Below are 26,054 nucleotides of genomic sequence, written 5' to 3'. Positions count from 1 at the left end.
TCAAAGCTTCTCTGCGCCGGCGCGGATCAGGCCGATCACCAATTCGCTGGCGCCGTCGACCGCGCGCTGCATCGTGCTGCCGGTGCCGACCGGCTCCGCCGCCTGCAACGGCACCTCGACGGCGAGATTGGCGCCGCGCCACACCCTGACCACGCCGATCGGCTGGCCGGGCGCGATCGGAGCGCGCACCGGACCGTTGTAGACGATCCGCGCGATCAGCTTGTCGCTGCCGTTCTTCTGCACCATCACCCGCACCGGCTCGGTGCTGGTGAGCTTGACCGAACGGCTGTCGCCGCCGAACACCTTGGCGTAACCGACCGCGTCCTGCGGGTTGAACAGCGTGCGCGATTCGAAGTTGCGGAAACCCCATTCCAACAGCTTCTTGGCCTCGGACGCGCGGTCGTCGATGTCCTCGACGCCGTTGATCGCCACGATCAGCCGCATGCCGTTCTGCACCGCGGAGCCGACCAGGCCGTAGCCGCCCTCCTTGGTGTAGCCGGTCTTCAGGCCATCGGCGCCGTCCAGCATGGTCAGCAGCGGATTGCGGTTGGTCTGGCGGATCTTGTTCCAGGTGAATTCGCGCTCGCCGAAGATCTTGTAGAACTCCGGATAGGTCTGGATGATGTGACGGGCGAGCCGCGCCAATTCCCGCACGCTCATCTTGTTGCCGGGGTCCGGCAGCCCGTTGGAATTGGCGAAGGTCGATTTCGGCAAGCCCAATTCGCGGGCGCGCTTGGTCAACAGTTCGGCGAAGCCGCGTTCGCCGCCGCCGAGCGCTTCGGCAAACACCATGCAGGCGTCGTTGCCGCTCTGGATGATGGCGCCGCGCAGCAGGTCTTCCACCGCGATGCGGCTGTGGATTTCGGCGAACATGGTGGAATTGCCGGCCGGCGCGCCGCCCTTGCGCCAGGCGTTCTCGCTGACCTGATACTGGTCGGTGAGCTTGAGCTCGCCCTGCTGCAGCGCGTGGAAGACATATTCCACGGTCATCAGCTTCATCATGCTGGACGGCGGTCGCAGCTCGTCGGCGTTTTTCTCGTACAGCACGCTGCCGGTGGAGGCTTCGATCAGAATCGCGGTCGGGGCGTCGGCGTCGTAGCCGCCGTCATCCTTCTTGGCGCCCTGCACGCTGTTGTTGGCGGCGAAGGCCACGCCGCCGAGCCCCACCGCCAGCGCCACGGCGACCGCGGTCAGCCGGCGCCACAGCCGCGAAAGCCAAAGCCCCGAAAGCCTCGGCCGGACGCTGCCTGATGATGCGGTGGAGACGGCCATGGGGGATGTCCTGAATGCGCCGTTCTAACAGTTGCGAATGGCGCGAACAACACAGCGGGACGCAACGCGGCCTGCCGCCGCGCGGTTGCAGGCACCGGCCAATGACGGCCAGCGTCGGCGTTTCAGGCGATCCGATCTGATTCGCAAACAACCCGAGCTAAACCTGATGAGCGCTTGATCGCACTCAATAAAGTCCGCGAGCCGAGATCATGCTGCCGATCTCGTCGCGGCCCGACGGCGCGTAGGCCGCGGCCGGCGCCGCGACGGGCGGCAGCTCGCTGCTCTCGACCTGGTAGGACACCTGGCGGCGATTCTCCACCGGGCGGCCGGAGCGCGAGCTGCGCGACGCCGACATTTCCGAGGTGGCGCCGACCGAGGCCATGTCGACCGAGGTGTTGCCGAGCGTATAGGGCCGGCCTTCCGGCAACGGCACGTCGCCGCGCAAGGCGCGAGCAGGCGTCGGCATGTCCGGCACGAAGCTGCGCGCCGAGGCGACGCGGACGGTGGCGGGCGACGGCGCCGGCTCGCCGGTACGCAGCGTCGCCAACAACTGCCGGTCGTCGGAGCCTTCGAGCGGCGCGCGGGCGACGTATTCGACCCGCACCCGGGCGGTGCCGTGATTCTTGAATTCCAAGAGCTCGGCGGCGCGGTTGGAGACGTCCATCAAGCGGTTGCTGTGATACGGGCCGCGGTCGTTGACGCGGACGATCAGCGATTTGCCGTTCTTCAGATTGGTGACGCGGGCGTAGCACGGCATCGGCAGCGTCGGATGCGCGGCCGACAGCGACGCCATGTCGAACACTTCGCCATTGGCAGTCAGCCGGCCGTGGAAATCATCGCCATACCAGGAGGCCAGCCCCTCTTCGCGATAGCTGAGGTTTTCTTCCGGGACATAGGTCTTGCCGCCGACCACATAGGGCTTGCCGACCCGGTAGGTCCCGCCGCCCTTCGGCACCGGCTCGCCGGGTCCGACCACGCGCGGAGACGCGGAGACGCCGTATTTCGGATCGACCTTGCTGGCGAACTTGCCGGACGACGCGCAATTGGCGAGCAGCAGGCAGGCACCCACCGTGGCAACGGCGCGCGCTGCGCGGCCGATCGACTCTGACTCGCGATTCCCCATAGTCCCCAAATACCATTCCTGTGTCCGGTCGCCTATTGGGCGCCCCTCCGGCCACGAACATGATGCGACCCACATCACACCAAGCGGAGACCATACCGCAGCGCGATCACGGCGAAAATGGGGTGAAGCCCGAGGTGGTGTGCGAATGGTTAACAGCTGATGTGGCTGCGCCCGCCGCGAGCTCTCGAGAAAGACCGCGATCGTGAGTCGCGGGGGTGGCCACGCACCGCGCGCGCTGCGGCAGCCGGCTTGCCCTGGCGGCGAATTGCCGAAAGAGTGGCGCCGCCTCACCTGCAGAAGGCGATTCACCCAAGGATGGCCCGTGACAGTTTCTCCTGAGGATCACGTTCAAGCCCGCAGGGATCTGGCCTGGGCGATTGCCGTCGGCGGTTCCGCGACGGTGGCCTTCGCCGGGCTGTTGTTCTTCGCCTGGTATTTCGCCGCCACCCTGTTCCTGATCTTTGCCGGCATCCTGTTCGGGGTGTTTCTCAACGCCGTCACCGAATTGCTCGGCCGCCTGGTCGGCGGCGGGCACGGGCTGCGGCTGACGCTGGTCTGCGTGCTGCTCGCCGGGCTGTTCGCCGGCGTCGTCGTGCTGGGCGGCAGCACCATCGCCGATCAGGCGGCGTCGCTGAGCAACACCATCAAGTCGCAGATCGTCAACGTGAAGACCTTCCTCGACGACCACGGCGTCGACACCAGCTTCCTCGACCTCGGCTCGCCGGAGGCTCCCGGCGCCCCGCCGCAGCCGCGAAACCTGCCGAGCGCCGGCGCGATCGCGTCCGGCGGCGGCGCCATCGTCAGTCAGACCTTGAAGCTGATTCTCGGCACCATCGGCGCGGTCGGCAATTTCTTCATCGTGATCTTCTTGGGGCTGTGTTTCGGCGCGCAGCCGTCGATCTACCGCAACGGCCTGTTGCGCACCGTGCCGGCGCGCTATCGGCCGAAGGCGACCGAGATCGTCAACGCCACCGGCGAGATGCTGAAGCGCTGGTTGTTGGCGCAGATAATCACCATGGCGGCGGTGTTCGCCGTGACCTCGATCGGGCTGACCATCATCGGGATTCCCGGCGCCTTTATTCTCGGCATCCAGGCCGGGCTGCTGGCGTTCATTCCGACCATCGGCGCCCTGCTCGGCGGGCTGATCATCGTGCTGGCGTCGCTGGCGTCGGGCTGGGTCGCGGTGGCCAGCGCGTTTGTGCTGTTCCTCGCCGTGCACGCCATGGAAAGCTACCTGCTGACGCCGCTGATCCAGCAGCAGGCGATCGACATTCCGCCCGGCACGCTGTTCGCCACCCAGATCCTGCTCGGCATCGTGTTCGGGCTGTGGGGGCTGGCGCTGGCGCTGCCGCTGATGGCGATCGCCAAGGTGGTGATGGACCATTGGAGCGACGACAGCGCCGAACCGGCCGCCGCCGCCGCCGTTGGCTGATCAGTCGGCCGAGGACAGCACCGTCTCGGTGTGTTCGACCTCGGGCGGCGAGGCGAAGAACGCGCCGACCAGGCCGCGCCATTCGGAAAAGTTCTCCGAGCCGCGGAAATCCACGGTGTGGTTCTCCAGCGTCTGCCACTTCACCATCAGCCGGTAGCGCTGCGGGTTTTCGATTCCGCGATGCAGCTCGAAACCGTGAAAGCCCTTGGAGCGGCCGAACGCGACGCGCGCCTTGGCCACCGCGGCTTCGAAATCGGCTTCCGAACCGGGCTTGATGTCGAGCTGGGCGATTTCGGTGATCATCGGGACTCCAAAGCTGTGATTTGAGACAGCCTCTCTATCCCAAGCCCAGCGCGGGGTGAAGCCTCACGCCGCGCCGAGCAGCCCCGCCTCGCGCGGCATCGTCGTCTGGCCGATCGCCGCCACCGATTTGCGCCGTCCGACTTCCAGCGACAGCGGCTCTTCCATCGCCGCCTCGACGCGGTTACGGCCGCTGCGCTTGGCCTGATACAGCGCGGTGTCGGCCGCCGCCAGCAGCACGTCGAGCTCGGTGCGCGGCGGTCCGCCGGCGACGCCGATGCTGACCGTGGTGTCGACGGGAGCGTCGTCGACCACGATGCCACAGGTGGCGAAGGCCTCGCGCACCCGCTCGGCGGCGATCACCGCCTCGTCCATCGAGCACGGCAGCAAGGCGGCGAATTCCTCGCCGCCGATCCGGCCGCAGACGTCGGTGATGCGCAGCGTGTTGGTGACCAGCGTGGCGAACAGCTTCAACAATTCGTCGCCGGCCGGATGGCCGAAGCGGTCGTTGATCGACTTGAAATAGTCGATGTCGAAAATCATCACCGTCACCGGACGGCCGGCGACGGCTTCGCGCTCGATCATCCTGGCTGTGGCCTCGGCGAAGCCGCGGCGGTTGAACATGCCGGTCAAGGGATCGATCGAGGCCGCGGTCTTGTGCGCCCGCACCGTGCGGTCCGACACCAGCATGAAGATCACGAACACGGTGCCGACGGCGTAGAGCACCAGTTCGACCGCGAAGATGGTCACCCAGACGTTGCTGGTGATGGCATGGCCGCTCGGCGTCAGCAGGTCGGCGAGCAGGATCGGCAGCATCAACACCCCGCCATGCAGCAGCGGCACCAAAATCGCCGGCCAGCGCCGCTGCATGGTCTTGCGGCGCTCGGCGCCGAGCTGCGCCGCGGTCAGCACGGCGTAGACCGCCACGATGCCGGCGCCGATGGTCATGCGCAGCGCCACCGCGTCCGGCGCAACGCTGACGATGGTCACCGCCCAAGCCAGCGCGCCGACCACGAGACCCGGCCAGTTCGGTTTGCGGCCGTGGAACACCCGGGCCGCGTTCCACACCATGCCGCAGGCGATGAAACCGAGCAGGTGAATCGCCTGCGCCAGAATCTCCGGCAACGCCGGACTGGCCAGCGCCCACAACGCCACGTCGGTGGCGCCGAGCAGATAGGCGTAGCCCCACCAATCCAGCGCCGGGATGTTCTCCTTGCGTCCGAAGAACATCAGCATTCCGCCGAGCAACGCCGCGAGCAATGTTGCGACCAGGTAAAGCGTTGAAATATCGAGAGACATGGTGGCCACCGGAATTGCGAGTGGCTCGACGGTAAAAAGCCGGCGTTGAGATCAGGTTTGGACGCCGGTGCAAAATTTCCTGAAAAGTGGATGCAGTTCGGCGGCGTTTTGCAAACAAGCCCTGCCAACGTTTCGCAAGCCGTCCGGGCCATAAAAAAAGAGCGCCCGAAGGCGCCCTTTTGAACTGCAGCTTCGCGAGATGCGAAGCGGAACGCTTTGCGATCAGCGCTTCGAGAACTGGAACGAACGACGGGCCTTGGCGCGGCCGTACTTCTTGCGCTCGACGACGCGCGAGTCGCGGGTCAGGAAGCCACCCTTCTTCAGCACGCCGCGCAGATCCGGCTCGAAATAGGTCAGCGCCTTGGAGATGCCGTGGCGAACCGCGCCGGCCTGGCCGGACAGGCCGCCGCCGGCGACGGTGCAGATCACATCGTACTGACCGGCACGGGCCGCGGCGATCAGCGGCTGCTGGATCATCATGCGCAGCACCGGGCGGGCGAAATACACTTCGACCTCACGGGCGTTGACCATGATCTTGCCGGCGCCGGGCTTGATCCAGACGCGGGCGACCGCGTCCTTGCGCTTGCCGGTGGCGTAGGCGCGACCGAACTTGTCGACCTTCTTCTCGTATTTCGGCGCGTCGGGTGCGGTGACCTTCAGCGAACCCAATTCTTCGAGGGACTGCATGGTATCGGACATCTTATGCGGCCCTCATATTCTTGCGGTTCATCACGGCGACGTTGAGCGGTTCGGGTTGCTGGGCTTCGTGCGGATGATCGGGACCGCCATAGACGCGCAGATTGCCCATCTGCATGCGGCCGAGCGGGCCACGCGGGATCATGCGCTCGATCGCCTTCTCGACGACGCGCTCCGGGAAGCGACCTTCGAGGATCGACTTCGCGGTGCGTTCCTTGATGCCGCCGATGAAGCCGGTGTGGTGATAATACACCTTGTTCTCGCGCTTGCGCCCGGTCAGCACCACCTTGGCGGCATTGACGATGATGACATGGTCGCCGCAATCGACATGCGGGGTGTAGGTCGGGAGGTGCTTGCCGCGCAGCCGGTTGGCCACCAGCGTCGCGAGCCGGCCAACCACCAAGCCGGTGGCATCGATCACGATCCACTTCTTGGTGAGCTCGGCGGGCTTTGCCGAAAACGTCTTCATGTGAAAAATTCCGTGAAAAGGGGACATTCGGCGACAGCGCACCGGACTGGCCGCGGTTTTAGATAACCGCCCGGCCGCCGTCAATCCCCAGGAGCGCCATATTATTCTTTGAGATCAAGGTGTTATAAATACGGTGCTATATTACCTGTGAAATCAGCCAACAATCGGAATGGAATAGGTCGATGTCACGTGGGCGATCGGGTCGGGCGAGGTCCCCGACAGCAGCACCACCTCGCCGACCGCCAGCCGCTTGCCGAGCTTCAACAGCCGCGCCTGCGCCAGCACGTCCTGACCGGGCAGCCCCTTGCGGAGAAAATTGATGTTGAGATTGGTGGTGACGGCGAGCCCGACCGGCCCGATCGCCGACAGCAGCACGACGTACATCGCGAAGTCGGCCAAGGCCATCAGCGTCGGCCCCGACACGGTTCCGCCCGGCCGCAGCATCCGCTCGCTGTAGCGCTGCCGCAGCAGGCTGGTGGCGCCGTCGGCGCTTTCGATGCTGATATCGTCGTTGTTGAAGGCCTGCGGAAATTCGAGATGCAAGAAGCTCTCGAGTTCCGTTACGCTCATCTTCGCCTTAGCCATGTCGTCCCCGCCCTGCTCGCGCTCGCCCTGGTCTGTTACAATAACGTGACGCTCGTTCCCAGCCCCGGATTTTCGATGACCGCACAGCCCGCCTACGTCGCGCCGCCGCATCCGCCGATCCTGTTGCGAGAGACCATCGACGGCGGACTCGCCGTGCTGACGCTGAACCGGCCGGCGCAGCGCAACAGCCTGTCGAAAGACCTGATCGTCGAATTGCAGGCGGAGCTCGACTCGATCGCGCATGACGACGGCATTCGCGTCGTGGTGATCGCCGCCAACGGCCCGGCGTTCTGCGCCGGCCATGACCTCAAGGAAATCACCGGGCATCGCGCCGATCCCGATCAGGGCCAGGCCTGCTTCGCCCGGCTGATGACCGCCTGCAGCGCGATGATGCAGGCGATCGTGACGCTGCCGAAGCCGGTGATCGCCGCGGTGCAGGGCGTCGCTACCGCCGCCGGCTGCCAACTGGTGGCGAGCTGCGACCTCGCGGTGGCCTCCGAGAAGGCCGCCTTCGCCACGCCGGGCGTCGATATCGGACTGTTCTGCTCGACCCCGATGGTGGCGCTGTCGCGCAACGTGGCGCGCAAGCAAGCCATGGAAATGCTGTTGACCGGCGAGCTGGTGCCGGCAGAGGCGGCGCGCCAGATGGGCCTGATCAATCGCGTGGTCGGCGTCGGCGAAGAGCGCGACGCCGCGATTGAACTTGGCCGCAGCATCGCCCGCAAATCCGCCCACACCCTCAAGACCGGCAAGGCCGCGTTCTATCGCCAGGCCGAAATGAGTCTGGCCGACGCCTACCAGTTCGCCGCGCAGGTGATGACCGAAAACCTGATGTCGGAAGACGCCGACGAAGGCATCCGCGCCTTCATCGACAAGCGCGCCCCGGTCTGGAAAGATCGGTGAGAGATATCAGCAGACAGCAACACATCGGATCACGGCAGTCGATTTTGCCCGAGGCGTCGTGTCCCGGGCGCGGCGCAGCGCCCTTGGCGCTGCGCCGCAGAACCGGGACCGTTCCAAGCGCTGCGTTCCGTAACGGCCCCGGCTCGCAGCGCACCACGCCGCAAGCGCGGCGCGCTGCGCTGCGTCCGGGGCACGCTTGCTTTCTCGTCATTGCGAGCAGAGGGCGGCGCGGAGCGCCGACCGAACGCGAAGCAATCCAGGGGCCCCTCACGTGCAGCCCCTGGATTGCTTCGTCGCAAGAGCTCCTTGCAATGACGAACTTGAACGTTCGACTTGGTTGAGGGCATTCGAGCCTGAGTCTGGAGATTGCAGCTGCCATGAATCATGACGCTTACTCCGACGACTACATCCGCGAGATTCTCAGCAGCGTGAAATCGATCGCAATGGTCGGCGCTTCGCCGCAGAACGTGCGGCCGAGCTATTTTGCGTTCAAATATCTCGCCGGGCGCGACTACGACATGATCCCGGTGAACCCGGCGCATCTCGGCAAGAGCCTGCTCGGCATTCCGTTCGTGGCCTCGCTGGCCGACATCGGCCGGCCGATCGACATGGTCGACATCTTCCGCAGCCCCGAGCATGTGATGCCGCTGGTCGAGGATGCGCTGGCGCTGTCGCCACCGCCGAAGGTGATCTGGATGCAGCTCGGCGTGCGCAACGACGAGGCCGCGGCGAAGGCCGAAGCCGCCGGGCTCAAGGTGGTGATGAACCGCTGCCCGAAGATCGAATTCGGCCGGCTGTCGGCGGAAATCTCCTGGCTCGGCGTCAATTCGAAAGTGCTGAGCTCGAAGCGCGCTGCGGCGCCAGTCAAGGGCATGCAATTGTCGCTGGGACCCGCGCCGCGCAACAACGATCCGATGTGAGCGCCGCGCACGCGCTGCGGCGCGGCTTGACGCCCCTGCCCGATGCGCTCAGATACGCGCCACGCCTGTCTCACAAGCATCAGGGATCAATCATGACAGATCGCACTCCGGGGTTCGCCACGCTCGCCGTCCATGCCGGCGCCCATCCCGATCCCACCACCGGTGCCCGCGCCACGCCGATCTATCAAACCACCTCGTTCGTGTTCAACGACGCCGACCACGCCGCCTCGTTGTTCGGGCTGCAGGCGTTCGGCAACATCTACACAAGGATCACCAACCCGACCACGGCGGTGCTGGAAGAGCGCGTCGCAGCGCTGGAGGGCGGCACCGCGGCGCTGGCGACCGCATCCGGCCACGCCGCCCAACTCGTGGTGATGCAGCAATTGATGCGCCCCGGCGACGAATTCATCGCCGCGCGAAAACTCTATGGCGGCTCGATCAACCAGTTCAAACACGCCTTTCAGAGCTTCGGCTGGAACGTGGTGTGGGCCGATCCGGACGACGTCGGAAGCTTTGAGCGCGCGGTGACGCCGAAGACCAAGGCGATCTTCATCGAATCGATCGCCAACCCGTCGGGCAGCGTCACCGACATCGAGGCGATCGCCGCGGTGGCGCGCAACGCCGGGGTGCCGCTGATCGTCGACAACACGCTGGCGACGCCGTATCTGATCCGGCCGATCGAGCACGGCGCCGACATCGTGGTGCACTCGCTGACCAAATTTCTCGGCGGCCACGGCAATTCGCTGGGCGGCATCGTCGTCGACGCCGGCACCTTCGACTGGTCGCGCGACGGCAAATATCCGATGCTGAGCGAGCCCAGGCCGGAATATCACGGCATCAAGCTGCAGGAGACCTTCGGCAATTTCGCCTTCGCGATCGCCTGCCGGGTGCTCGGCCTGCGCGACCTCGGCCCGGCGCTGTCGCCGTTCAATGCCTTCATGATCCTGACCGGCATCGAGACGCTGCCGCTGCGCATGCAGAAGCATTGCGAAAACGCCAAGGCGATCGCCGAATTCCTCTCGACGCATCCGGCGGTGGCGGCGGTGAACTACGCCGGGCTGCCCGGCGACCCCTACCATAAGTTCGCCCGCAAATACGCGCCGAAGGGCGCCGGCGCGGTGTACACCTTCAGCCTGAAGGGCGGCTACGACGCCGGCGTCAGCCTGGTCTCCAATCTGAAGCTGTTCTCGCATCTGGCCAATGTCGGCGACACCCGCTCGCTGGTGATCCATCCGGCCTCCACCACCCACAGCCAGCTCGACGACGCGCAGAAGACCGCGGCGGGCGCCGGGCCCGACGTGGTGCGGCTGTCGATCGGCATCGAGGACAAGGAAGACCTGATCGCCGATCTGGCGCAGGCGCTCGGCAGCTAACCGCCGTCGTCCGCCGTGGCGATGATGGAGGTCATCAAAGGGCTGGTGTTCGTGGCGCTGGGCAGCGTGCTCGGCGGCATGGCGCGGTTCTGGCTGTCCGGCGTGGTGGCGCGGCGGATCGGCGAAACCTTTCCGTGGGGCACGCTGACGGTGAACGTCTCCGGCGCCTTTGCGATCGGGGTGTTCGGCGCGCTGGCGGCGACCGGGCACGGCGTGTTCGCCACTCCGGGGCCGTGGCTGTTCGCGGTCACCGGGTTTCTCGGCTGCTACACCACGGTGTCGTCGTTCGCCCTGCAGACCCTGGCGCTGGCGCGCGACGGCGAAAGCTTGCGTGCGATCAGCAATGTGATGTTCTCGCTGGTGTTCTGCCTGATGGCGGTGGCGCTCGGCTTTGCCGCCACGCGGGTGCTGGCATGATGTCGCTGGATGAGCTGCGCGATCGCGCGACGCTGTACGCGCTGATCGCGGCCGGCAGCGTGATCGGCGGCTGCGCGCGCTATCTGGTCAATGTCGCGCAGCTCGCCTGGCTCGGGCCGGAGTTTCCCTGGGCCACTCTGTTCGTCAACGTTACTGGCTCGTTCGTGATCGGCTTCTACGCGGCGATCGCCGGGCCCGACGGAAGGCTGTTCGCCTCCAGCCGGCAGCGGCAATTCGTGATGACCGGAATCTGCGGCGGCTACACCACCTTTTCCGGCTTCAGCCTGGAGACGTTTCAACTGCTGCGCAGCGGCCACGCGCTGGCGGCGCTGATCAATCTCGGAGTTTCGCCGGTGTCCTGGTTAGTTGCGGTGTGGCTCGGCCACTTCGCCGCCACAAGGCTCAATCGCCTGAAAGGAACGTGACCATGCAGATTCCCAAACAAGCGGTGCTGCTGCGGATTTTCATCGGCGAGGACGACCGCTACCAATACCAACCGCTGCACGAGGCCATCGTGCTGAAAGCGCGCGAGATGCATCTGGCCGGCGCCACCGTGCTGCGCGGCGCGGTCGGGTTCGGCGCGTCGAGCCGGCTGCATACCTCGAAGATCCTGCGGCTGTCGGAAGACCTGCCGCTTATCATCGAGATCGTCGACAGCGAGGAGATCGTCAACGGCTTCCTGCCGGTGCTCAACGACATGATGAGCAACGCCAGCGGGCTGGTGACGATGGAGAAGATGCAGGTGCTGCAATACGGCCGGGCCGCCGCCGATCCCGCCTGAGCCCGACGTTCAGCTCTGCGCCGGCTGGCCGAGGCCGAGCCCGGCGGCACGCCGCGCCGGTTCGGCGACGGCAAATTGTGCCAGCTGCAGCACCGCAAGCGTCAGCACCAGGATCGCCATCGCCTGATGCGCCAGCCCAAGCCCGATCGGCACAGCGTGCAGCAGCGTGACGACGCCGAGCGCGGCCTGCCCGGTGATCGCCACGGCCAGCGCCAGCGCGCCGCCGGCCGCTGCCCGCGCCCGCCAGGCGTCGATCGCGTGCACGATCGCCAGCGCCCACAGCGCATAGGCCAACATGCGGTGATCGAATTGCACGGTGAGCTGGTTGTCGAACAGGTTCTTCCACCACGGCTGCTCGAACCACAACCGCTCAGCCGACGGAATCAGCGCGCCGTCGATCTCGGGCCAAGTGTTGTAGATCCGCCCGGCGCGCAGCCCCGCGACCAGCGCGCCGGCATAGAGTTGCACGAAGGTGAGCCCGAGTAGCACCATCGCGGTGAATCTCAAGCGCAACGGCGCCGCGAGCTTCGGCCGCGGCGTCAGCTGGCGCAGTGTCCAGACGATCGCGGCGAAGATCAAGAGCGCCAGCACCAGATGGGTGGCGAGCCGCACCTGCGACACCTCGAGGCGCTGCGATAGTCCCGACGCCACCATCCACCAGCCGACCGCGCCCTGCAGCGCGCCGAGCCCGAAGATGATCCACAGCCGGCGTTTCAGTTCGGAGCCGAGCTGGCCGCGCGCGATGAACCAGAGGAACGGCAGCAGAAACGCGATGCCGATCACCCGCCCCAGCAGCCGGTGACTCCATTCCCACCAGAAGATGGTCTTGAACTCGGCCAGACTCATCCCGGCGTTGAGCTCGCGATATTGCGGGATGGTCTTGTAGGCGTCGAACGCCTGCGTCCATTGCTCGACACTGAGCGGCGGCAGCGTGCCGGTGATCGGCTTCCACTCCACGATCGACAGCCCGGATTCGGTGAGCCGCGTGGCGCCGCCGACCAGCACCATCACGGCGATCAGACCGGCGATGATGGTCAGCCAGATCCGGACGGCGTGCATCGGGCGGTCGGCGGGGGCGGCTGGCATGGATGCAGCACCTTGAATGAATTGCGCCAAACTCTATAGTCCCGCGGCTTTTGCGCGCAAGCCGCGCGGTATTTTGTTCCGGACCCGCATCGCCATGAAAATCCGCACCCGAAAATTCCTCGGCACTATCTTCCTGCTGGTTCTGGCGATTGTGTGGTCGCTGATGGGGATGGCGCTGGCGCAACTGCCGGTGTTCGAAAACTCCGGGCTGCTGCAGGCCGTGTTCTATGTGGTGGTCGGGATGGGCTGGGTGCTGCCGGCGATGCCGATCGTCAGCTGGATGTCGCGGCCCGATCTGGCCTGACTCCCGCGCCGGCGCCGGTTCCCGCCCCCCTGCCCGGCGGCGCCCGGCGATGCCGCCGCTGCACGATCATCCTCATGGTTTGTTGACATTTGTTTGCAAGAGTTCGCGCCGCAAAACTGACAATGCGGTCATGGGTACGGCGATGGCGATGATGACGGCGGCGATCGATGGTTCGGATGCGCCGGCCAAGCCGGCCGGCGCGCTCAGCCGGATCGCCGATGTCGAGGTGCTGCAGGATCTGACCGCGGCCGAGCCGGTCTGGCGCACGCTGCAGCAGCCGGAGCAGCTGTCGACCCCGTATCAGCGTTTCGACCTGCTCGCGGCCTGGCAGCGCAATGTCGGAGCGGCCGCGCAGATCTCGCCGTTCATCGTGGTCGCCCGCGACGCCGACGGACACCCGCTGCTGCTGCTGCCGCTCGGGCTCGAACGCGCCCATGGCTTGCGCATCGCGCGGTTTCTCGGCGGCAAGCACACCACCTTCAACATGGCGCTGTGGCAGCAGGATTTTGCGCAGCGTGCCACCGCCGCCGATCTCGCCGCGCTGCTCGACGGATTGCGCGGCCACGCCGACAAGGCCGACGTGCTGGCGTTGCGGCAGCAGCCGCAGAGCTGGAACGGCGTCGTCAACCCGCTGACGCTGTGGAAGCATCAGCCTTCGGTCAACGACTGCCCGCTGCTGATCATCGCGCCCGGCGCCTCGCCGGTCAGCCTGATCAGCAACTCCTTTCGCCGCAGGCTGAAGAGCAAAGAGAAGAAGCTGCAGCCACTTGCCGGCTATCGCTATGGCATTGCGCGAAGCGACGCCGAGATCGACGCGGTGCTGGATTGGTTCTTTGCGGTGAAGCCGCTGCGGATGGCGGCGCAGAAACTGCCCGACGTGTTCGCCGAGCCGGGCGTCGCCGGCTTCATCCGCGAAGCCTGTTTGGCCAAGCTCGCCGACGGCGGCCGCGCCATCGATATCCATGTTCTGCAATGCGACGACGAGGTGATCGCGATCTTCGCCGGCGTCGCCGACGGCCAGCGCTTCTCGATGATGTTCAACACCTACACGCTGTCGGACAGCGCGCGTTACAGCCCCGGGCTGATCCTGATGCGCAACATCATCGATCACTACGCGGCTCTCGGCTACAGCGCGATCGATCTCGGCATCGGTTCTGACGACTACAAGCGGCTGTTCTGCAAATCCGACGAACAGGTGTTCGACAGTTTCGTCGCGCTCAGCGCCCGCGGCCGGCTCGGCGCCGCGGCGCTGGCGGCGGCCACGCGCGGCAAGCGCCTGGTCAAGCACAACCCCGCCTTGATGCGCCTGGCGCAATGGACCCGCGGCGCGCTGCGGCGATAGCAACTCTACGAGACTGGCGACCTGAATCGTGCCCCGGACGCAGCGCGCCGCGCCGCACTTGTGCGCGGTGCGCTGCAGATCCGGGGCCGTTACGGAACGCGGCGCCTGGAACGGTCCCGGCTCGCTGCGCAGCGCAAAGGCGCTGCTTAGCGTCCGGGACACGAAACAACGAAGTCCGCGTCGGCGATTGCCGACCTACGCCGCCACCGTCCCCGACGGCTCGGCCTGATTGTCCTGCGGCGAGGCGCGCTCCAGCAAGATCACCTTGGCGAAGCCGACGCTCTCCAGCTGCTGGCACATTTCCAGCCGCGCCTCGGCGCTCATCGACGGCTCCGGCACCAGCACGGCGCGGGCCTGCGCGGTGAGCAATTCGGCCGGCAGGTCGGTGGCGGTGCCGGCGTCGAGCAGCACGTGGTCATAGACCCGCAACAGCGCATCGAGCGCCAGATTGAGACGCGGCGACAACAATAGCGCGCGATCGAAGCCGGGCTTGCCGGCGCTGACCAGATGCAGCCGCGACAGCCGGTCCTTGCTGATGATCTCGCCGAACGACGCCTCGCCCTGCATCAGTTCGGCGAGACCCGGCGTGGTCGGGTCGTCCGACACCGCGTCGATGGTCGGCGACGACGCCGACAGATCCACCAGCACCACCTTGGCGCTGCGCGCCAGCAGTCGCGCCAGGGTCAGCGCGGTGAGCGTCACGCTCTCGTTCTGCCCGGTGCCGAGCACGGTGATCTTGCGCGCCGCCTCGCCCGCCGCGCGCAACTCCTCGGCGACTTTTTCCAGTTCGCCGACCGCGCTCGACAACTCCGGATGAGTATCGGGCAACGATGGCGCCAGTGGCGGTGCTGCTGCCGCCGCCGGTGCGACAGCCGCCATCGGCGCGATCGGTTCGATGCGGACCGGCTGCGAGGTCACCGGCTCGAACGATGCGAGCGCCGGCCGCGGCGCGCTGAGCCGCAGCAACTCGCCGGTGACGATGCTGCCGGAGGTGAGCAGCAGCGTCGCCAGCGTGGCGATCAGCACGATCGGCAGCTTCTTCGGATAGGCCGGGGTATTGGAGACGATGGCGCGGGAGATGATGCGGCCGTCGGCGGGTGCCGCGTCGATGCTCTCGCGCGTGGTGGCCTCGCGGAACTTGGCCAAATATGATTCCAACAGGTCGCGCTGTGCTTTGGCCTCGCGTTCCAGCGCGCGCAGTTGCACGTCCTGGCCGTTCGACGACGACGCCTGCTTCTTCAGCTGTTCGAGGCTGGCGCTGAGGCCTTCGACCCGGCCGCCGGCGATCCGCGCGTCGTTGTCGAGCGAGCGCGAGATCTTGCCCGCCTCCTCGCGCAGCTGGCGGTCGAGATCGCCGAGCTGCGCCCTTAATTCCTTGATCCGCGGATGGCCGTCGAGCAGCGTCGAGGACTGCTCGGCGAGCTGCGCGCGCAGCGTGACGCGCTGCTCCGACAGCCGGCGGGTCAGCTCGGAGTTCAGCACTTCGGAGGCTTCGATCGGCTTGCCGCTCTGCAGCATCTCGCGAATCAGCCGGGCCTTGGATTCGGCGTCCGACTTCAAGGCGCGGGCGTTGTTGAGCTGGGTGTTGAATTCGCCCATCTGCTGATTCGACAGCGACGTGTTGTTGGTGCCGATGAACAGGCTGGACTTGGAGCGGAAGTCCTCGACCTTGGATTCCGCCTCGGCGACCTTCTTGCGCAGATTGTCGATCTCGCCCGACAGCCACTGCCCGGCCGACCGCGCCTGCTCCTGGCGCGCGCCCTGCTGCAGCACCAGATAGCCGTCGGCGATCGAGTTGGCGACCCGCGCGGCGAGTTCCGGATCGCGCGATTGAAACTCGACCACCACCACGCGTGACTTGTCGACGGCGTAGGCGGTCAGCCGGTCGAAATAAGAGTCGAGCACGCGCTCTTCCGGCGTCATCGAGAACGGATCGCGGCCGATGCCGATCAATGCCAGCAGCGACTTCAGCGGCGACAGACCCTGCAGCACCGGATCGAATTCCGGCCGTTCGGCGAGCTTGTTCTTCTTGATGATCTCGAGCGCCAGATCGCGCGACAGCAACAGCTGCACCTGGCTGGTGACGGCTTCGGGATCGAGCGCGGTGCGCTCTTCGTTGCGCTCGCCGTTCGGCCGCAGGAACACGTTTTCCCGGCCGTCGACCAGGATGCGGGCCTCGGATTTGTAACGCGGCGTGATCATGTTGACGATCGCCAGCGAAATCACCAGCGCCAGCAGGGTCGGGCCGATGATCAGATGCTTCCTGCGCCCGAGCGCCTGCATGATGGCGCGGACATCGATGTCGCCGAGCGGCGCTGTGGGGAGCGGGTCTGGTGCGGGCGCTGCGGCTGGCGCCGGCGCTGCGGCGATCGCAACCGGCCGGGCGGCAGACGACGACACCTCGGGGGCAATCTTGGCAGTCTCTTTGCCGCTCTTGCGCCAGAACACGAACCGCATTGCTCACTCCCGCTTAACGCGACCACTCGTCCAACTACCCGCGATTACACTCCATTAAGGTTGCTACCGGGTTAATTGCGCCACGGCAGCGGGGAATTTGCGATCCAGCCGCAACGAACATGTTTTGTTAACCATGGAAGTAGTTAATCGGCGCGAAATCGTTCTTGAAAGATCCCCATGCAACGCGCGCGCGCCGTGCTCCTCTCCCTCGCCTGTGCTCTGACACTGTCCGGCTGTATGCACAGTTCCGGCCCGGTGGCGGTGACGCAGCCGCGGGGCGACCTCGACGCGCTGGCCTACGGGCCGGTCCCCGCCGCTGCCGGACGCGGGCTGTTCACCTCGCCGGCGCCGCGGCGGGCTTACGCCGCGATGCCGGCCGGCTATGCGGCGGCACCGCCGGCTTACGCGCCGGATTATCGGCTCGACGCCGGCGATCGCCTGCGCGTCGTGGTCTACGGCCAGGAAGGGCTCACCAACACTTATGCGATCGATGCCGGCGGCTCCATCACCATGCCGCTGATCGGCGCAGTGCCGGCGCGCGGCCGCACGCCCGCGGGGCTCGCCGCCGAAATCACCGGCCGGCTGCGCAACGGCTTCATCCGCGAGCCTTCGGTGGCGGTGGAAATCGAATCCTATCGGCCGTTCTTCATTCTCGGCGAAGTCGCCGCCCCCGGCGCTTACCCTTACGTGCCGAACATGAGCGTCGAGAGCGCGGTGGCAGTGGCCGGCGGGTTCTCGCCGCGCGCCCGCCGCGACCAGGTGATTCTCACCCATGGCGACGCCCGCGGCATGGTCCGCGCCGCGGTGCCGCTCGGCACCCCGCTCGGCCCCGGCGACACCGTGCTGGTCGGCGAACGCTGGTTCTAGCGCGATGGCCCGGTCCGATCAGCCGCTGCGCATCGTTCACGCCGTCCGCGCCCCGGTCGGCGGCATCATCCGCCACATCCTCGATCTCGCCAACGGCCAGGCCGACCGCGGTCACGCCATCGCGCTGGTCGCCGACAGCCTGACCGGCGGCACGCGCGCCGCAGCCGCATTGGCCGAGATCGCCCCGCGGATGACGCTCGGGGTGCATCGGCTGCCGATCCCGCGCCAGCCGAGCCCGAGCGACGCGCTGCTCTGGCTGCGTTTCGCGCAACTGATCCGCCGGTTGAAGCCGGACGTCTTGCACGGCCATGGCGCCAAGGCGGGGGTGTTCCTGCGCTCGGTGCCGGCCAAGCCGGCCGCCATCCGGGTCTACACCCCGCATGGCGGCTCGCTACACTATCCGCCGAACACCCCGCAAGGCGCGGTGTACAGCCGGCTGGAACGCGCGCTGATGAACCGCACCGACCTGTTCCTGTTCGAAAGCGCGTTTGCCCGCGACACCTATCAGCGCGTCATCGGCACGCCGAACGGACTGGTGCGCTGCGTCTTCAACGGCGTCGCCGCGGGCGAATTCGATCCGATCGGGGTCGATCCCGACGCCACCGACCTCTGCTATGTCGGCGAGTTCCGCAAGATCAAGGGCGCCGACCTGCTGGTCGAGGCGGTGGCGCGGCTGCGCAGCGGCGGTCGCCCGGTGACGCTGACGCTCGGCGGCGATGGCGAGGAAAGCGCGGCGCTGCATGCGCAGATCGCGGCGCTTCATCTCGACGAGGTGATCCGGCGGCCGGGCCACGTCAAGGCGCGTGATGGCTTCGCCAAGGGCCGGCTGCTGGTGGTGCCGTCGCGCGGCGATTCGATGCCCTATGTGGTGATCGAAGCCGCCGCGGCCGGGGTGCCGATGCTGGCCGCCGATGTCGGCGGCATTCCGGAAATTTTCGGCCCGCATCGCGAGGCGCTGTTCGCCCCGAGCGATCCGGCCGCGATGGCGGCGGCGATCGCCACAGCACTGGACGATCCTGCGGCTGCGGCGGCGCGCGCCGCCGTGCTGCGCCAGCGGATCTTCCAGATGTTCTCGCAGAACGCGATGGTCGACGGCGTGCTCGCCGGTTATCGCGAGGCCTTCGCGGCGCGCGATAAGTCGCAGGTCGGATAAACTAATTGTTCTAACTTTTCAGTTAAGCGAACGACCGGGGGCTTTCTCCGTTCGCGCGGCTTGCCGCGCGGCGGAACAACAACGGATGTTGGGCCGTGGAACCAATCGACGCACGCTCCATGATCAGCGCGGCCGCCACGGCGGCGGCGAGCAGCACGGGCGCGCCTGTGATCGAGCGACGCCGGCGGCTGTCCCCGGCGGCGCTTGCCGTCACCAACCAGAAAGTCCGCCCCGCCTACTCGCCGGTGGTGATCACCGGATTGGTGCGGATCGCCGATCTGGTGCTCGTCAACCTGATCGGCATCGCGCTGTATTTCGGCTATGTGGTGCGCGGCGACACTCCGACCTGGGAATATCTCGCCGCGATTTTCGCGATGTCGGTCGCCACCGTGGTGGCGTTCCAGGCGGTCGATATCTACCAGGTGCAGGCGTTTCGCGGCCAGCTCAAGCAATTCACCCGGATGATTTCGGCCTGGACCTGCGTGTTCCTGCTGTTCACCGGGGCGTCGTTCCTGGCCAAGCTCGGCGGCGAGGTGTCGCGGGTGTGGCTGTCGGGGTTCTTCGTCGCCGGCCTCGTCGCACTGATCGGCGAACGGGTGTTGCTGCGCGGCCTGGTTAGGCAATGGGCGCGCGACGGCCGGCTCGACCGCCGCACCGTGGTGGTCGGCGCCGACCAAAGCGGCGAGCGGCTGATCGCGGCGCTGAAGGCGCAGGACGATTCCGATCTGGCGATTCTCGGCGTGTTCGACGACCGCAACGACGCCCGCGCGCTGGACAGCTGCGCCGGCAGTCCGAAGCTCGGCAAGGTCGACGACATCGTCGAATTCGCCCGCCGCACCCGGGTCGACCTGGTGCTGTTCGCGCTGCCGATTTCGGCCGAGACCCGCATCCTGGAAATGCTGAAGAAGCTGTGGGTGCTGCCGGTGGATATCCGCTTGTCGGCGCACACCAACAAGCTGCGGTTCCGTCCCCGCTCCTATTCCTATCTCGGCGAGGTGCCGACGCTCGACGTGTTCGAGGCGCCGATCACCGACTGGGACCTGGTGATGAAGCAATTGTTCGATCGCGTGGTCGGCGCGCTGATCCTGCTGGTGGCCTCGCCGCTAATGGCGCTGGTGGCGCTCGCCATCAAGCTCGACAGCGACGGGCCGGTGCTGTTCCGGCAGAAGCGGTTCGGCTTCAACAACGAGCGCATCGACGTGTTCAAGTTCCGCTCGCTGTATCACCACCAGGCCGATCCGACCGCCGCCAAGGTGGTGACCAAGAACGATCCCCGCGTCACCCGGGTCGGCCGCTTCATCCGCCGCACCAGCCTCGACGAGCTGCCGCAGCTGTTCAACGTGGTGTTGAAGGGCAACCTGTCGCTGGTCGGGCCGCGGCCGCACGCCGTGCAGGGCAAGCTGAAGAGCCAGCTGTTCGACCAGGCGGTCGACGGCTACTTCGCCCGCCACCGGGTCAAGCCCGGCATCACCGGCTGGGCGCAGATCAACGGCTGGCGCGGTGAAATCGACAGCGACGAGAAGATCCAGAAGCGGGTGGAATACGATCTGTATTACATCGAGAACTGGTCGGTGCTGTTCGACCTCTACATCCTGCTGAAGACGCCGCTGGCGCTGATCAAGGGCGAGAACGCGTATTGAGGCGGTGCCGCGCCCCGGCCCCCGCCACTTGCTCCTGCGTCGCAAAAACGCTGCAAATCCAACGCCCGAGCGCGCCGGCAAGGCGCTTTCCCGACTGTCAGAATCGTCCTATGCTGATGTCAACCATCGTGGACAGTTGAGGGGATCGTCATGCTGCTAACCGTCGTGGACGTGCTGTCGTCCATCTTTCTCGCCGTCATCGTGGTGCTGCTGTTCAGCCTCGTGGTGACGAATTTTGCGCCCACGATCAAATCGACGCAGCAGGGCTTCCTCACCGTGCTGGCCTATCTGGCGGCGGAACTGGTCGCGCTGTTCGTCGCGCTGTGGATCGTCTCCGGGATCGCGCAATACGATCTGCTCCCCACCCTGCTCGCCGCCGGCATCGCCGCGCTGATCTTCGTGCCGGGCCTGGCGGCCAAATTGCCGAGCCCCGCCGCCGTCACCGGGCTGTTCAAACGGAACTAACTTCTCGCGGCACTGTGTCGCAGTGAGCGCAGCCTGACATTGCTCCGATAGATACGTCGGCTTGTTAGTTCAGAGTCTCAAGAGCCGCCCGCAACGGGCGGCTTTTTCATGCGTGCGTGCGCGGCCTGCCGATCGCTCAAATTTCTGCGACCTGTACCATACTGCACATCCGCCAAGATGGGTCGGCGTTATCCTTCGCTCGTTACTATCAGCACCCGATCGCGGATGGAGAACGGTCATGAACGATAGCGTGTTGTTGTTCCCGAATATCCTGCAGCCGACAGCGACCTTGAAAACCATTGCCCCGCTCGGCGTCAAATTTTGGGAGAGCCAGGAAGCCGTCCTCAACGGCCTGAGACAATATTCCGAAGGCTGGTTCGCGCGTCGCCAGCAAGGAACCCACGCGGCGCTGGAGGCGGCGCGGAAAATCGGCGAAGCCGCCACCCCGGTGGACGCGTTCCGCGAGTATCAGGACTGGCTGAACGGCGCGATGAGCCGGCTGATCGAAGACGGCAACGCCTATCAGCAGCAGGTGCTGAACGCCGGCACCAAGGCCACCGCCAGCTTCTCCGCGGAGGTGGAGTCGGTCGCGAAATCGGCCTCCCGGACCTACGAGGAGCAGCAGAACGTCGGCTGACGGTGGTCGGTCTCCGCTGAGCGCCGCGGTGAGCGGCAAGCCGAGCGAACTTGGCCGCGCCTGACGCCGGCCGAGCGATGAGCCGTCGCGCGAGCGCACGGGAGTTACGGTCGCTCGCCGGCGCGATGGGGTGCGGCCCTTCCCCAGCACACAAGCCCGTCAGGCCCAGCTGCGGGCCAGCAGCCCGTGGCGTCTCGGCGGCCCGATCCGTGCGCCCGGCATGCGGTCATGTCGACGGCCGGTCGCGCTCGCCGCTGTCCGAAGCTTGCGTCGGCGGAAACATCCGGTCCAACAGCAGCCCGAGCATGGTGATCGCCGGCGCGAGTTTCACAGTGGCAATGGGCAGCAGAAAGCGCAGCACCAGGAAGATCAGAACGATCGCGACCAGAATCTCGACCACAAGATTGTCGGACAGCGCGATCGCGAGTTCGAGCGCGCCCCAGGTCAGCACCGCCAGCAACGTGAACTCCACCGCGGCGTTCATCGCGGCAAAGGCGATGCCGCGGCGCGGGTTGTCGGGGTTGCTTTGCCGCGCCTCGGCGATCCGGCCGGCCGGCCAGCTCACCACCGCGCCGGCCACCACGCTTAAGGTCGGCGGTCGGTCCGACACCCAAGCCGGCTTCTGCCCCGGCTCCGCGGTGATTCCGAGCGCCGCGCGGGTCAGGCCGATGAACAGGTAGCTCAACAGAAGACTGAATGCGAAGATCATCGATTGCTCCGCGGGCCGCAACGACCGCGCTCAGCGATGCCAGCTTGCGCACGCCTGCACCGTGACCGGCGTCAAATTTGCCGCGCCGCGGCGGCGGTTTCCGCGCCATGGCGGGTCGCCGGAGGTTTTGAATTGCCGAATGTCGTTTCGCCGGATAACGACGCAAGCTATTGCGATAGCTTGATGGAATTGGTCGGAGCGAAAGGATTTGAACCTTCGACCCCTAGTCTCCCAGACTAGTGCGCTAACCGGGCTGCGCTACGCTCCGATGCCAACCGGCCCCGTTCCTGTAGCTTCGTTCCGGCCCGGGCGCAAGAACCGAGGCAGCGAATTGCACGCCAACGCGGTCATCGCTGCCGCGCGAGCCGTCCGGCGATCACAGCGGGGGTGATGACGAGTTGTCCTCGAAGGCGTTGTCGAGCATCTGCTTGCAGGTGACCAGATCCTGCAGCGCGGTCTCCAAGCGGGCGAGATCGAGTTCTCGTCGCGCGCTGGCGGCCGGCTGCGCCGCGGGGCGGACGTCCTCGGCATGCCGCGGCAACGCCGGCCCGAGCGGCGGGCCAAGCTCGGGCTCGCGACGCGCCAGCTCCCGCTCGCGGGCGGCTGGACCGTGCAGCGGTCCAAGCGTCGGCTCGCGGCGGACAGCCGCCGCTGGCGGTCCCAGCGGCGATCCAAGAGCAGGGCCGAGGGTGGGGCCAAGCGCGGGTCCAAGGGAGGATGCACGGGCCGGTCCCAGCGCAGGCTCGCGCCGCACCAGCACCGCAGCGGTGACGTGCTCCTCGGCCGCCTCCTCGCGCTCGACATCGGCCTCGGGGGCCGCAGCGTCATCGAATTCGGCCGCGTGGTCGACATCGCGCGGATCCGGCGCCGTCAGCCGGGCGCCGCCATTGGCCAGCCCCTGCACCGCCTTGATGCCCTGCTCTTTCAGGATGCGCTGCACGCCGCGGATGGTGTAGCCCTCGCCGTACAGCAGCCGGCGGATGCCGCGCAGCAGGTCGACGTCGTCGGGGCGATAATAGCGGCGGCCGCCGCTGCGCTTCATCGGCTTGATCTGGGCGAATCGGGTTTCCCAGAACCGCAGCACGTGCTGCGGAATGTCGAGGTCGTCGGCGACCTCGCTGATGGTTCGGAATGCATCGGGCGCTTTGTCCAAATGCATGCTCCCGATCAGTCGGACTTGGTGGGGGTCGCGGCGCCGTTGGCGTTGATCCGCTGTTTCAGGATCGCCGATGGTTTGAACACCATCACCCGCCGCGGCGAGATCGGCACCTCGGTGCCGGTCTTCGGGTTACGGCCGATTCGCTGGCCTTTCTTGCGCACCATGAACGAGCCGAACGACGACAGCTTCACCGTCTCGCCTTTCTCCAGGCAGTCGGTGATCTCTTTCAATACGAGTTCGACGAACGCAGACGATTCCGTGCGCGACAGCCCCACCTTTTGGTAGACGGCTTCGCACAGATCGACGCGTGTCACGGTCTTTCCGGTTCCGGTCATCGCCTGCCCCAACTCACGGCGAACAAATTCATCAATCGAAATTAAGAGGTTAGCGACGCTGGGTCAACAGCGCTCATCAATGCAAACGCATGGAGATACAAAGTGCTGTCGCCAGAACTTGACGTAAACGCTTACCAACGCACCAAGGCCGAGCCCCAGGTGAAGCCGCCGCCCATGGCTTCCAGCAACACCAGATTGCCCTTCTTGATGCGGCCGTCCTTCACCGCGGTGTCGAGCGCCAGCGGAATCGACGCCGCCGAGGTGTTGCCGTGGCGGTCGACCGTCAGCACCACCTTCTCCGGCGCCAGGTGCAGCTTGTGCGCCGAGGCGTCGATGATCCGCTTGTTGGCCTGATGCGGCACGAACCAGTCGATGTCCTTCGGCGTGGTGCCGCTGGCCTCGAAGGCGTCGATGATCACCCCGGTGATCATGCCGACCGCGTGCTTGAAAACTTCGCGGCCTTCCATGCGCAGATGCCCGACGGTGCCGGTCGAGGACGGCCCGCCGTCGACATAGAGCTTCGACTTGTGGCGGCCGTCGGAGCGCAGATGCGTGGTCAGCACGCCGCGATCGACGCTGGTGCCCCAGCCCTGCTGCGCTTCCAACACGACGGCGCCGGCGCCGTCGCCGAACAGCACGCAGGTGCCGCGATCATTCCAGTCGAGAATCCGCGAAAAGGTTTCCGCGCCGATCACCAGCGCCCGTTTGAAGGACCCCCCGCGCAAAAAATTGTCGGCGGTGGCGACCGCGAACACGAAGCCGGAGCACACCGCCTGCAGGTCGAACGCCGCGCCATGGTGGATGCCGAGCGCGGCCTGCACCGCGACCGCGGTGGCCGGAAAGGTGTTGTCCGGGGTCGAGGTGGCGAGCACGATCAGGTCGATCGACTGCGCATCGATGCCGGCGTCGTCGAGCGCGGCCTGCGCCGCCTTGATCGCCAGATGCGAGGTGAACTCGCCCTCGGCGGCGATGTGGCGCTGCTTGATGCCGGTGCGCTGGACGATCCACTCGTCGGAGGTGTCGACCTTGGCCGCCAGTTCGGCGTTGGTCAGAATCCGCTCCGGCAAATACGAACCGCAGCCGAGCACTACCGAGCGTGTGACAGTCACGAGACAGCCTCCCGAGCGGTCGGCGTTCCACCAAGGGCGCCGCCACCGCGATTGAGCGTTTGGTTGATCTTGTTCAGGAGATCGTAGCGGACCATGTCATAGCCAACATCGACCGCATAGGCAAAGCCGTCGGCGCTGGTTCCGCCGTGACTTTTCACCACCACCCCGTTCAATCCCAGGAACACGCCGCCGTTGGACTTGTTCGGGTCCATCTTGTCGCGCAGCGAGCGGAACGCGTCGCGGGCGAACAGATAGCCGATCTTGGAGCGCCAGGTCCGCGACATCGCCGCCTTGAGATATTCGTTGATCTGCCGCGCGGTGCCCTCCGCGGCCTTCAGCGCGATGTTGCCGCTGAAGCCTTCGGAGACGATGACGTCGGCGGCGCCCTTGCCGATGCCGTCGCCCTCGACGAAGCCGATGAATTCGAACTGCGGCGAGTTCATTTCGCGCAACAGTTCGGCCGCGGTTCGGATTTCCTCGCCGCCCTTGATTTCCTCGACGCCGATATTCAGCAGCCCGACGGTCGGCCGCTCGAGGTCGAACAGCACGCTGGCCATCGCGCTGCCCATCACCGCCAGCGCCTTCAAGTGTTCGGCGTCGCCACCGATGGTGGCGCCGAGATCCAGCACCACCGAATCGCCGCGCACCGTCGGCCAGATCGCGGCGATCGCCGGGCGGTCGATGCCGGGCAGCGTGCGCAGACAGAATCGCGCCATCGCCATCAGGGCGCCGGTGTTGCCGGCGGAGACCGCGACGTCGGCCTCGCCCTTCTTCACCGCCTCGATCGCCAGCCACATCGACGACACCTTGCGGCCGCGGCGCAGCGCCTGGCTCGGCTTGTCGTGCATGCTGACGGCGACGTCGGTGTGGATCACCCGCGATACGGCCTTCAGCGCCGGATGCGCGGCAAGCTGCTTGTTGATCAGCGCGCTGTCGCCAAACAGCAAAAATTCGGTGTCGGGGTGCCGGGTAAGCGAAATAGCCGCGCCGGGAACGACGACCGAAGCGCCGAAATCGCCGCCCATGGCGTCAAGCGCGATTCGAACCTTTTGGGACATGAACGTTCCGGAAACCTAACAAGTCGCGGCCTAATAGCGCTTGGTCGCAGACGAATGAGTATCGCCCGTTAGGGGCGATGGTTGGAGCGCAGCGCCGCACTCCCATAGGGCGGCGACAATAACGTTTCTCCCGACCGATACAACATCCGGGGTCGCCCGTTTT

At 66.4% G+C, this 26,054-nt stretch carries 28 protein-coding genes and 1 tRNA gene; 14 read left to right on the top strand and 15 right to left on the bottom strand.

Annotated elements, in window-relative coordinates:
* Together HNR60_RS02385 and HNR60_RS02380 are read right to left on the bottom strand one after the other, a co-directional pair.
* Complete coding sequence (locus HNR60_RS02385) at window positions 1-1,272, bottom strand: D-alanyl-D-alanine carboxypeptidase family protein (protein WP_184253893.1); 1,272 nt, start codon at window positions 1,270-1,272, stop codon at window positions 1-3.
* Window positions 1,273-1,456: 184 nt separating this feature from the next.
* Entirely contained in the window at window positions 1,457-2,395 is a 939-nt protein-coding gene (locus tag HNR60_RS02380; protein ID WP_184254355.1) for a septal ring lytic transglycosylase RlpA family protein, read from the bottom strand.
* A gap of 322 nt (window positions 2,396-2,717) precedes the next feature.
* Here HNR60_RS02380 and HNR60_RS02375 point away from each other — a divergent pair, with 322 nt between their 5' ends.
* Window positions 2,718-3,827: an AI-2E family transporter gene (locus HNR60_RS02375; RefSeq protein WP_184253891.1), complete on the top strand. Its 1,110-nt coding sequence runs from the start codon at window positions 2,718-2,720 to the stop codon at window positions 3,825-3,827.
* Here HNR60_RS02375 and HNR60_RS02370 read toward each other — a convergent pair whose 3' ends face one another.
* The 5 genes from HNR60_RS02370 to HNR60_RS02350 all read right to left on the bottom strand — a co-directional run bounded on the left by HNR60_RS02370 (window position 3,828) and on the right by HNR60_RS02350 (window position 7,176).
* Window positions 3,828-4,130, bottom strand: a complete 303-nt coding sequence (locus tag HNR60_RS02370) for an antibiotic biosynthesis monooxygenase family protein (protein ID WP_184253889.1) — start codon at window positions 4,128-4,130, stop codon at window positions 3,828-3,830. It abuts the gene before it with no gap.
* Between the two features lie 63 nt (window positions 4,131-4,193).
* Window positions 4,194-5,426 carry a GGDEF domain-containing protein gene (locus tag HNR60_RS02365; protein ID WP_184254353.1) on the bottom strand — a complete coding sequence of 411 codons (1,233 nt, stop codon included), beginning with the start codon at window positions 5,424-5,426 and terminating at the stop codon, window positions 4,194-4,196.
* A 222-nt stretch (window positions 5,427-5,648) separates the two neighbouring features.
* On the bottom strand, window positions 5,649-6,125 hold the full coding sequence (gene rpsI / locus HNR60_RS02360; protein WP_184253887.1) for a 30S ribosomal protein S9: 477 nt from the start codon (window positions 6,123-6,125) through the stop codon (window positions 5,649-5,651).
* Between the two features lies 1 nt (window position 6,126).
* A complete protein-coding gene (gene rplM, locus HNR60_RS02355; RefSeq protein WP_184253885.1) occupies window positions 6,127-6,591 on the bottom strand; it encodes a 50S ribosomal protein L13 in 465 nt (154 codons plus the stop codon).
* Between the two features lie 153 nt (window positions 6,592-6,744).
* Window positions 6,745-7,176, bottom strand: a complete 432-nt coding sequence (locus HNR60_RS02350) for a PaaI family thioesterase (RefSeq protein ID WP_184253883.1) — start codon at window positions 7,174-7,176, stop codon at window positions 6,745-6,747.
* Between the two features lie 75 nt (window positions 7,177-7,251).
* Here HNR60_RS02350 and HNR60_RS02345 point away from each other — a divergent pair, with 75 nt between their 5' ends.
* The 6 genes from HNR60_RS02345 to HNR60_RS02320 all read left to right on the top strand — a co-directional run bounded on the left by HNR60_RS02345 (window position 7,252) and on the right by HNR60_RS02320 (window position 11,570).
* On the top strand, window positions 7,252-8,079 hold the full coding sequence (locus HNR60_RS02345; RefSeq protein ID WP_184253881.1) for an enoyl-CoA hydratase: 828 nt from the start codon (window positions 7,252-7,254) through the stop codon (window positions 8,077-8,079).
* A 377-nt stretch (window positions 8,080-8,456) separates the two neighbouring features.
* Window positions 8,457-8,999 (top strand): CoA-binding protein, encoded by a 543-nt coding sequence (locus tag HNR60_RS02340; RefSeq protein WP_184253879.1) that lies wholly within the window; start codon window positions 8,457-8,459, stop codon window positions 8,997-8,999.
* A 92-nt stretch (window positions 9,000-9,091) separates the two neighbouring features.
* Window positions 9,092-10,372, top strand: a complete 1,281-nt coding sequence (locus HNR60_RS02335; RefSeq protein WP_184253877.1) for an O-acetylhomoserine aminocarboxypropyltransferase — start codon at window positions 9,092-9,094, stop codon at window positions 10,370-10,372.
* Between the two features lie 21 nt (window positions 10,373-10,393).
* Window positions 10,394-10,789: a fluoride efflux transporter CrcB gene (gene crcB, locus HNR60_RS02330; RefSeq protein ID WP_184253875.1), complete on the top strand. Its 396-nt coding sequence runs from the start codon at window positions 10,394-10,396 to the stop codon at window positions 10,787-10,789.
* Window positions 10,786-11,214: a fluoride efflux transporter CrcB gene (gene crcB, locus HNR60_RS02325; protein WP_430694860.1), complete on the top strand. Its 429-nt coding sequence runs from the start codon at window positions 10,786-10,788 to the stop codon at window positions 11,212-11,214. The genes crcB (HNR60_RS02330) and crcB (HNR60_RS02325) overlap by 4 nt, the downstream gene beginning before the upstream one ends.
* A 2-nt stretch (window positions 11,215-11,216) precedes the next feature.
* Complete coding sequence (locus tag HNR60_RS02320) at window positions 11,217-11,570, top strand: DUF190 domain-containing protein (protein WP_184253873.1); 354 nt, start codon at window positions 11,217-11,219, stop codon at window positions 11,568-11,570.
* Window positions 11,571-11,579: 9 nt separating this feature from the next.
* Here the strand turns inward: HNR60_RS02320 and HNR60_RS02315 are convergent, their stop codons facing one another.
* On the bottom strand, window positions 11,580-12,656 hold the full coding sequence (locus HNR60_RS02315; RefSeq protein WP_184253871.1) for a COX15/CtaA family protein: 1,077 nt from the start codon (window positions 12,654-12,656) through the stop codon (window positions 11,580-11,582).
* Window positions 12,657-12,750: 94 nt separating this feature from the next.
* Between HNR60_RS02315 and HNR60_RS02310 the strand changes: the two genes are divergently transcribed.
* The gene (locus tag HNR60_RS02310; RefSeq protein ID WP_184254349.1) at window positions 12,751-12,960 is read left to right on the top strand and encodes a DUF2842 domain-containing protein; all 210 of its coding nucleotides are present in this window, start codon (window positions 12,751-12,753) and stop codon (window positions 12,958-12,960) included.
* A 142-nt stretch (window positions 12,961-13,102) separates the two neighbouring features.
* A complete protein-coding gene (locus tag HNR60_RS02305) occupies window positions 13,103-14,302 on the top strand; it encodes a GNAT family N-acetyltransferase (protein ID WP_184253869.1) in 1,200 nt (399 codons plus the stop codon).
* Between the two features lie 195 nt (window positions 14,303-14,497).
* Here HNR60_RS02305 and HNR60_RS02300 read toward each other — a convergent pair whose 3' ends face one another.
* Window positions 14,498-16,759, bottom strand: coding sequence for a GumC family protein (locus tag HNR60_RS02300; protein ID WP_184253867.1), 2,262 nt, complete (start codon window positions 16,757-16,759; stop codon window positions 14,498-14,500).
* A gap of 177 nt (window positions 16,760-16,936) precedes the next feature.
* On the opposite strand from HNR60_RS02300, the gene HNR60_RS02295 reads away from it, so the two are divergent.
* From HNR60_RS02295 to HNR60_RS02275, 5 genes are all read left to right on the top strand, one after another.
* Entirely contained in the window at window positions 16,937-17,626 is a 690-nt protein-coding gene (locus HNR60_RS02295) for a polysaccharide biosynthesis/export family protein (RefSeq protein ID WP_184253865.1), read from the top strand.
* Between the two features lie 4 nt (window positions 17,627-17,630).
* Window positions 17,631-18,779 carry a glycosyltransferase gene (locus tag HNR60_RS02290; RefSeq protein WP_184253863.1) on the top strand — a complete coding sequence of 383 codons (1,149 nt, stop codon included), beginning with the start codon at window positions 17,631-17,633 and terminating at the stop codon, window positions 18,777-18,779.
* Between the two features lie 95 nt (window positions 18,780-18,874).
* On the top strand, window positions 18,875-20,419 hold the full coding sequence (locus HNR60_RS02285) for an undecaprenyl-phosphate glucose phosphotransferase (protein ID WP_184253861.1): 1,545 nt from the start codon (window positions 18,875-18,877) through the stop codon (window positions 20,417-20,419).
* 150 nt (window positions 20,420-20,569) lie between these two features.
* Entirely contained in the window at window positions 20,570-20,884 is a 315-nt protein-coding gene (locus HNR60_RS02280) for a hypothetical protein (RefSeq protein WP_184253853.1), read from the top strand.
* A gap of 238 nt (window positions 20,885-21,122) precedes the next feature.
* The gene (locus tag HNR60_RS02275) at window positions 21,123-21,521 is read left to right on the top strand and encodes a hypothetical protein (protein WP_184253851.1); all 399 of its coding nucleotides are present in this window, start codon (window positions 21,123-21,125) and stop codon (window positions 21,519-21,521) included.
* A gap of 226 nt (window positions 21,522-21,747) precedes the next feature.
* On the opposite strand, the gene HNR60_RS02270 is transcribed toward HNR60_RS02275, so the two are convergent.
* The 6 genes from HNR60_RS02270 to plsX form a co-directional block, all read right to left on the bottom strand.
* Window positions 21,748-22,230: a hypothetical protein gene (locus HNR60_RS02270; protein ID WP_184253849.1), complete on the bottom strand. Its 483-nt coding sequence runs from the start codon at window positions 22,228-22,230 to the stop codon at window positions 21,748-21,750.
* 190 nt (window positions 22,231-22,420) lie between these two features.
* Window positions 22,421-22,498 (bottom strand) — tRNA-Pro (locus HNR60_RS02265).
* Between the two features lie 108 nt (window positions 22,499-22,606).
* A complete protein-coding gene (locus HNR60_RS02260; protein ID WP_184254347.1) occupies window positions 22,607-23,383 on the bottom strand; it encodes a MerR family transcriptional regulator in 777 nt (258 codons plus the stop codon).
* A gap of 14 nt (window positions 23,384-23,397) precedes the next feature.
* A complete protein-coding gene (locus tag HNR60_RS02255) occupies window positions 23,398-23,724 on the bottom strand; it encodes an integration host factor subunit alpha (RefSeq protein WP_184253847.1) in 327 nt (108 codons plus the stop codon).
* A gap of 131 nt (window positions 23,725-23,855) precedes the next feature.
* Window positions 23,856-24,833 (bottom strand): beta-ketoacyl-ACP synthase 3, encoded by a 978-nt coding sequence (locus HNR60_RS02250; protein WP_184253845.1) that lies wholly within the window; start codon window positions 24,831-24,833, stop codon window positions 23,856-23,858.
* The gene (gene plsX, locus HNR60_RS02245) at window positions 24,830-25,891 is read right to left on the bottom strand and encodes a phosphate acyltransferase PlsX (protein WP_184253843.1); all 1,062 of its coding nucleotides are present in this window, start codon (window positions 25,889-25,891) and stop codon (window positions 24,830-24,832) included. Before plsX ends, HNR60_RS02250 begins: the two co-directional genes overlap by 4 nt.
* Window positions 25,892-26,054 lie beyond the last annotated feature (163 nt).

This window comes from Rhodopseudomonas rhenobacensis (genome assembly GCF_014203125.1).
In the GTDB taxonomy this organism is placed as follows: Bacteria; Pseudomonadota; Alphaproteobacteria; order Rhizobiales; family Xanthobacteraceae; genus Rhodopseudomonas_A; species Rhodopseudomonas_A rhenobacensis.
The sequence above is the reverse complement of the archived record's forward strand: the minus strand, read 5'-3'. Positions and strand labels throughout refer to the sequence as shown.

Coding starts and splice junctions, on each gene's coding strand:
- HNR60_RS02385 (WP_184253893.1), bottom strand. CDS start 1,272: ATGGCCGTCTCCACCGCATCATCAGGCAGCGTCCGGCCGAGGCTTTCG.
- HNR60_RS02380 (WP_184254355.1), bottom strand. CDS start 2,395: ATGGGGAATCGCGAGTCAGAGTCGATCGGCCGCGCAGCGCGCGCCGTT.
- HNR60_RS02370 (WP_184253889.1), bottom strand. CDS start 4,130: ATGATCACCGAAATCGCCCAGCTCGACATCAAGCCCGGTTCGGAAGCC.
- HNR60_RS02365 (WP_184254353.1), bottom strand. CDS start 5,426: ATGTCTCTCGATATTTCAACGCTTTACCTGGTCGCAACATTGCTCGCG.
- rpsI (WP_184253887.1), bottom strand. CDS start 6,125: ATGTCCGATACCATGCAGTCCCTCGAAGAATTGGGTTCGCTGAAGGTC.
- rplM (WP_184253885.1), bottom strand. CDS start 6,591: ATGAAGACGTTTTCGGCAAAGCCCGCCGAGCTCACCAAGAAGTGGATC.
- HNR60_RS02350 (WP_184253883.1), bottom strand. CDS start 7,176: ATGGCTAAGGCGAAGATGAGCGTAACGGAACTCGAGAGCTTCTTGCAT.
- HNR60_RS02345 (WP_184253881.1), top strand. CDS start 7,252: ATGACCGCACAGCCCGCCTACGTCGCGCCGCCGCATCCGCCGATCCTG.
- HNR60_RS02340 (WP_184253879.1), top strand. CDS start 8,457: ATGAATCATGACGCTTACTCCGACGACTACATCCGCGAGATTCTCAGC.
- HNR60_RS02335 (WP_184253877.1), top strand. CDS start 9,092: ATGACAGATCGCACTCCGGGGTTCGCCACGCTCGCCGTCCATGCCGGC.
- crcB (WP_184253875.1), top strand. CDS start 10,394: ATGATGGAGGTCATCAAAGGGCTGGTGTTCGTGGCGCTGGGCAGCGTG.
- crcB (WP_430694860.1), top strand. CDS start 10,786: ATGATGTCGCTGGATGAGCTGCGCGATCGCGCGACGCTGTACGCGCTG.
- HNR60_RS02320 (WP_184253873.1), top strand. CDS start 11,217: ATGCAGATTCCCAAACAAGCGGTGCTGCTGCGGATTTTCATCGGCGAG.
- HNR60_RS02315 (WP_184253871.1), bottom strand. CDS start 12,656: ATGCCAGCCGCCCCCGCCGACCGCCCGATGCACGCCGTCCGGATCTGG.
- HNR60_RS02310 (WP_184254349.1), top strand. CDS start 12,751: ATGAAAATCCGCACCCGAAAATTCCTCGGCACTATCTTCCTGCTGGTT.
- HNR60_RS02305 (WP_184253869.1), top strand. CDS start 13,103: ATGGCGATGATGACGGCGGCGATCGATGGTTCGGATGCGCCGGCCAAG.
- HNR60_RS02300 (WP_184253867.1), bottom strand. CDS start 16,759: ATGCGGTTCGTGTTCTGGCGCAAGAGCGGCAAAGAGACTGCCAAGATT.
- HNR60_RS02295 (WP_184253865.1), top strand. CDS start 16,937: ATGCAACGCGCGCGCGCCGTGCTCCTCTCCCTCGCCTGTGCTCTGACA.
- HNR60_RS02290 (WP_184253863.1), top strand. CDS start 17,631: ATGGCCCGGTCCGATCAGCCGCTGCGCATCGTTCACGCCGTCCGCGCC.
- HNR60_RS02280 (WP_184253853.1), top strand. CDS start 20,570: ATGCTGCTAACCGTCGTGGACGTGCTGTCGTCCATCTTTCTCGCCGTC.
- HNR60_RS02275 (WP_184253851.1), top strand. CDS start 21,123: ATGAACGATAGCGTGTTGTTGTTCCCGAATATCCTGCAGCCGACAGCG.
- HNR60_RS02270 (WP_184253849.1), bottom strand. CDS start 22,230: ATGATCTTCGCATTCAGTCTTCTGTTGAGCTACCTGTTCATCGGCCTG.
- HNR60_RS02255 (WP_184253847.1), bottom strand. CDS start 23,724: ATGACCGGAACCGGAAAGACCGTGACACGCGTCGATCTGTGCGAAGCC.
- plsX (WP_184253843.1), bottom strand. CDS start 25,891: ATGTCCCAAAAGGTTCGAATCGCGCTTGACGCCATGGGCGGCGATTTC.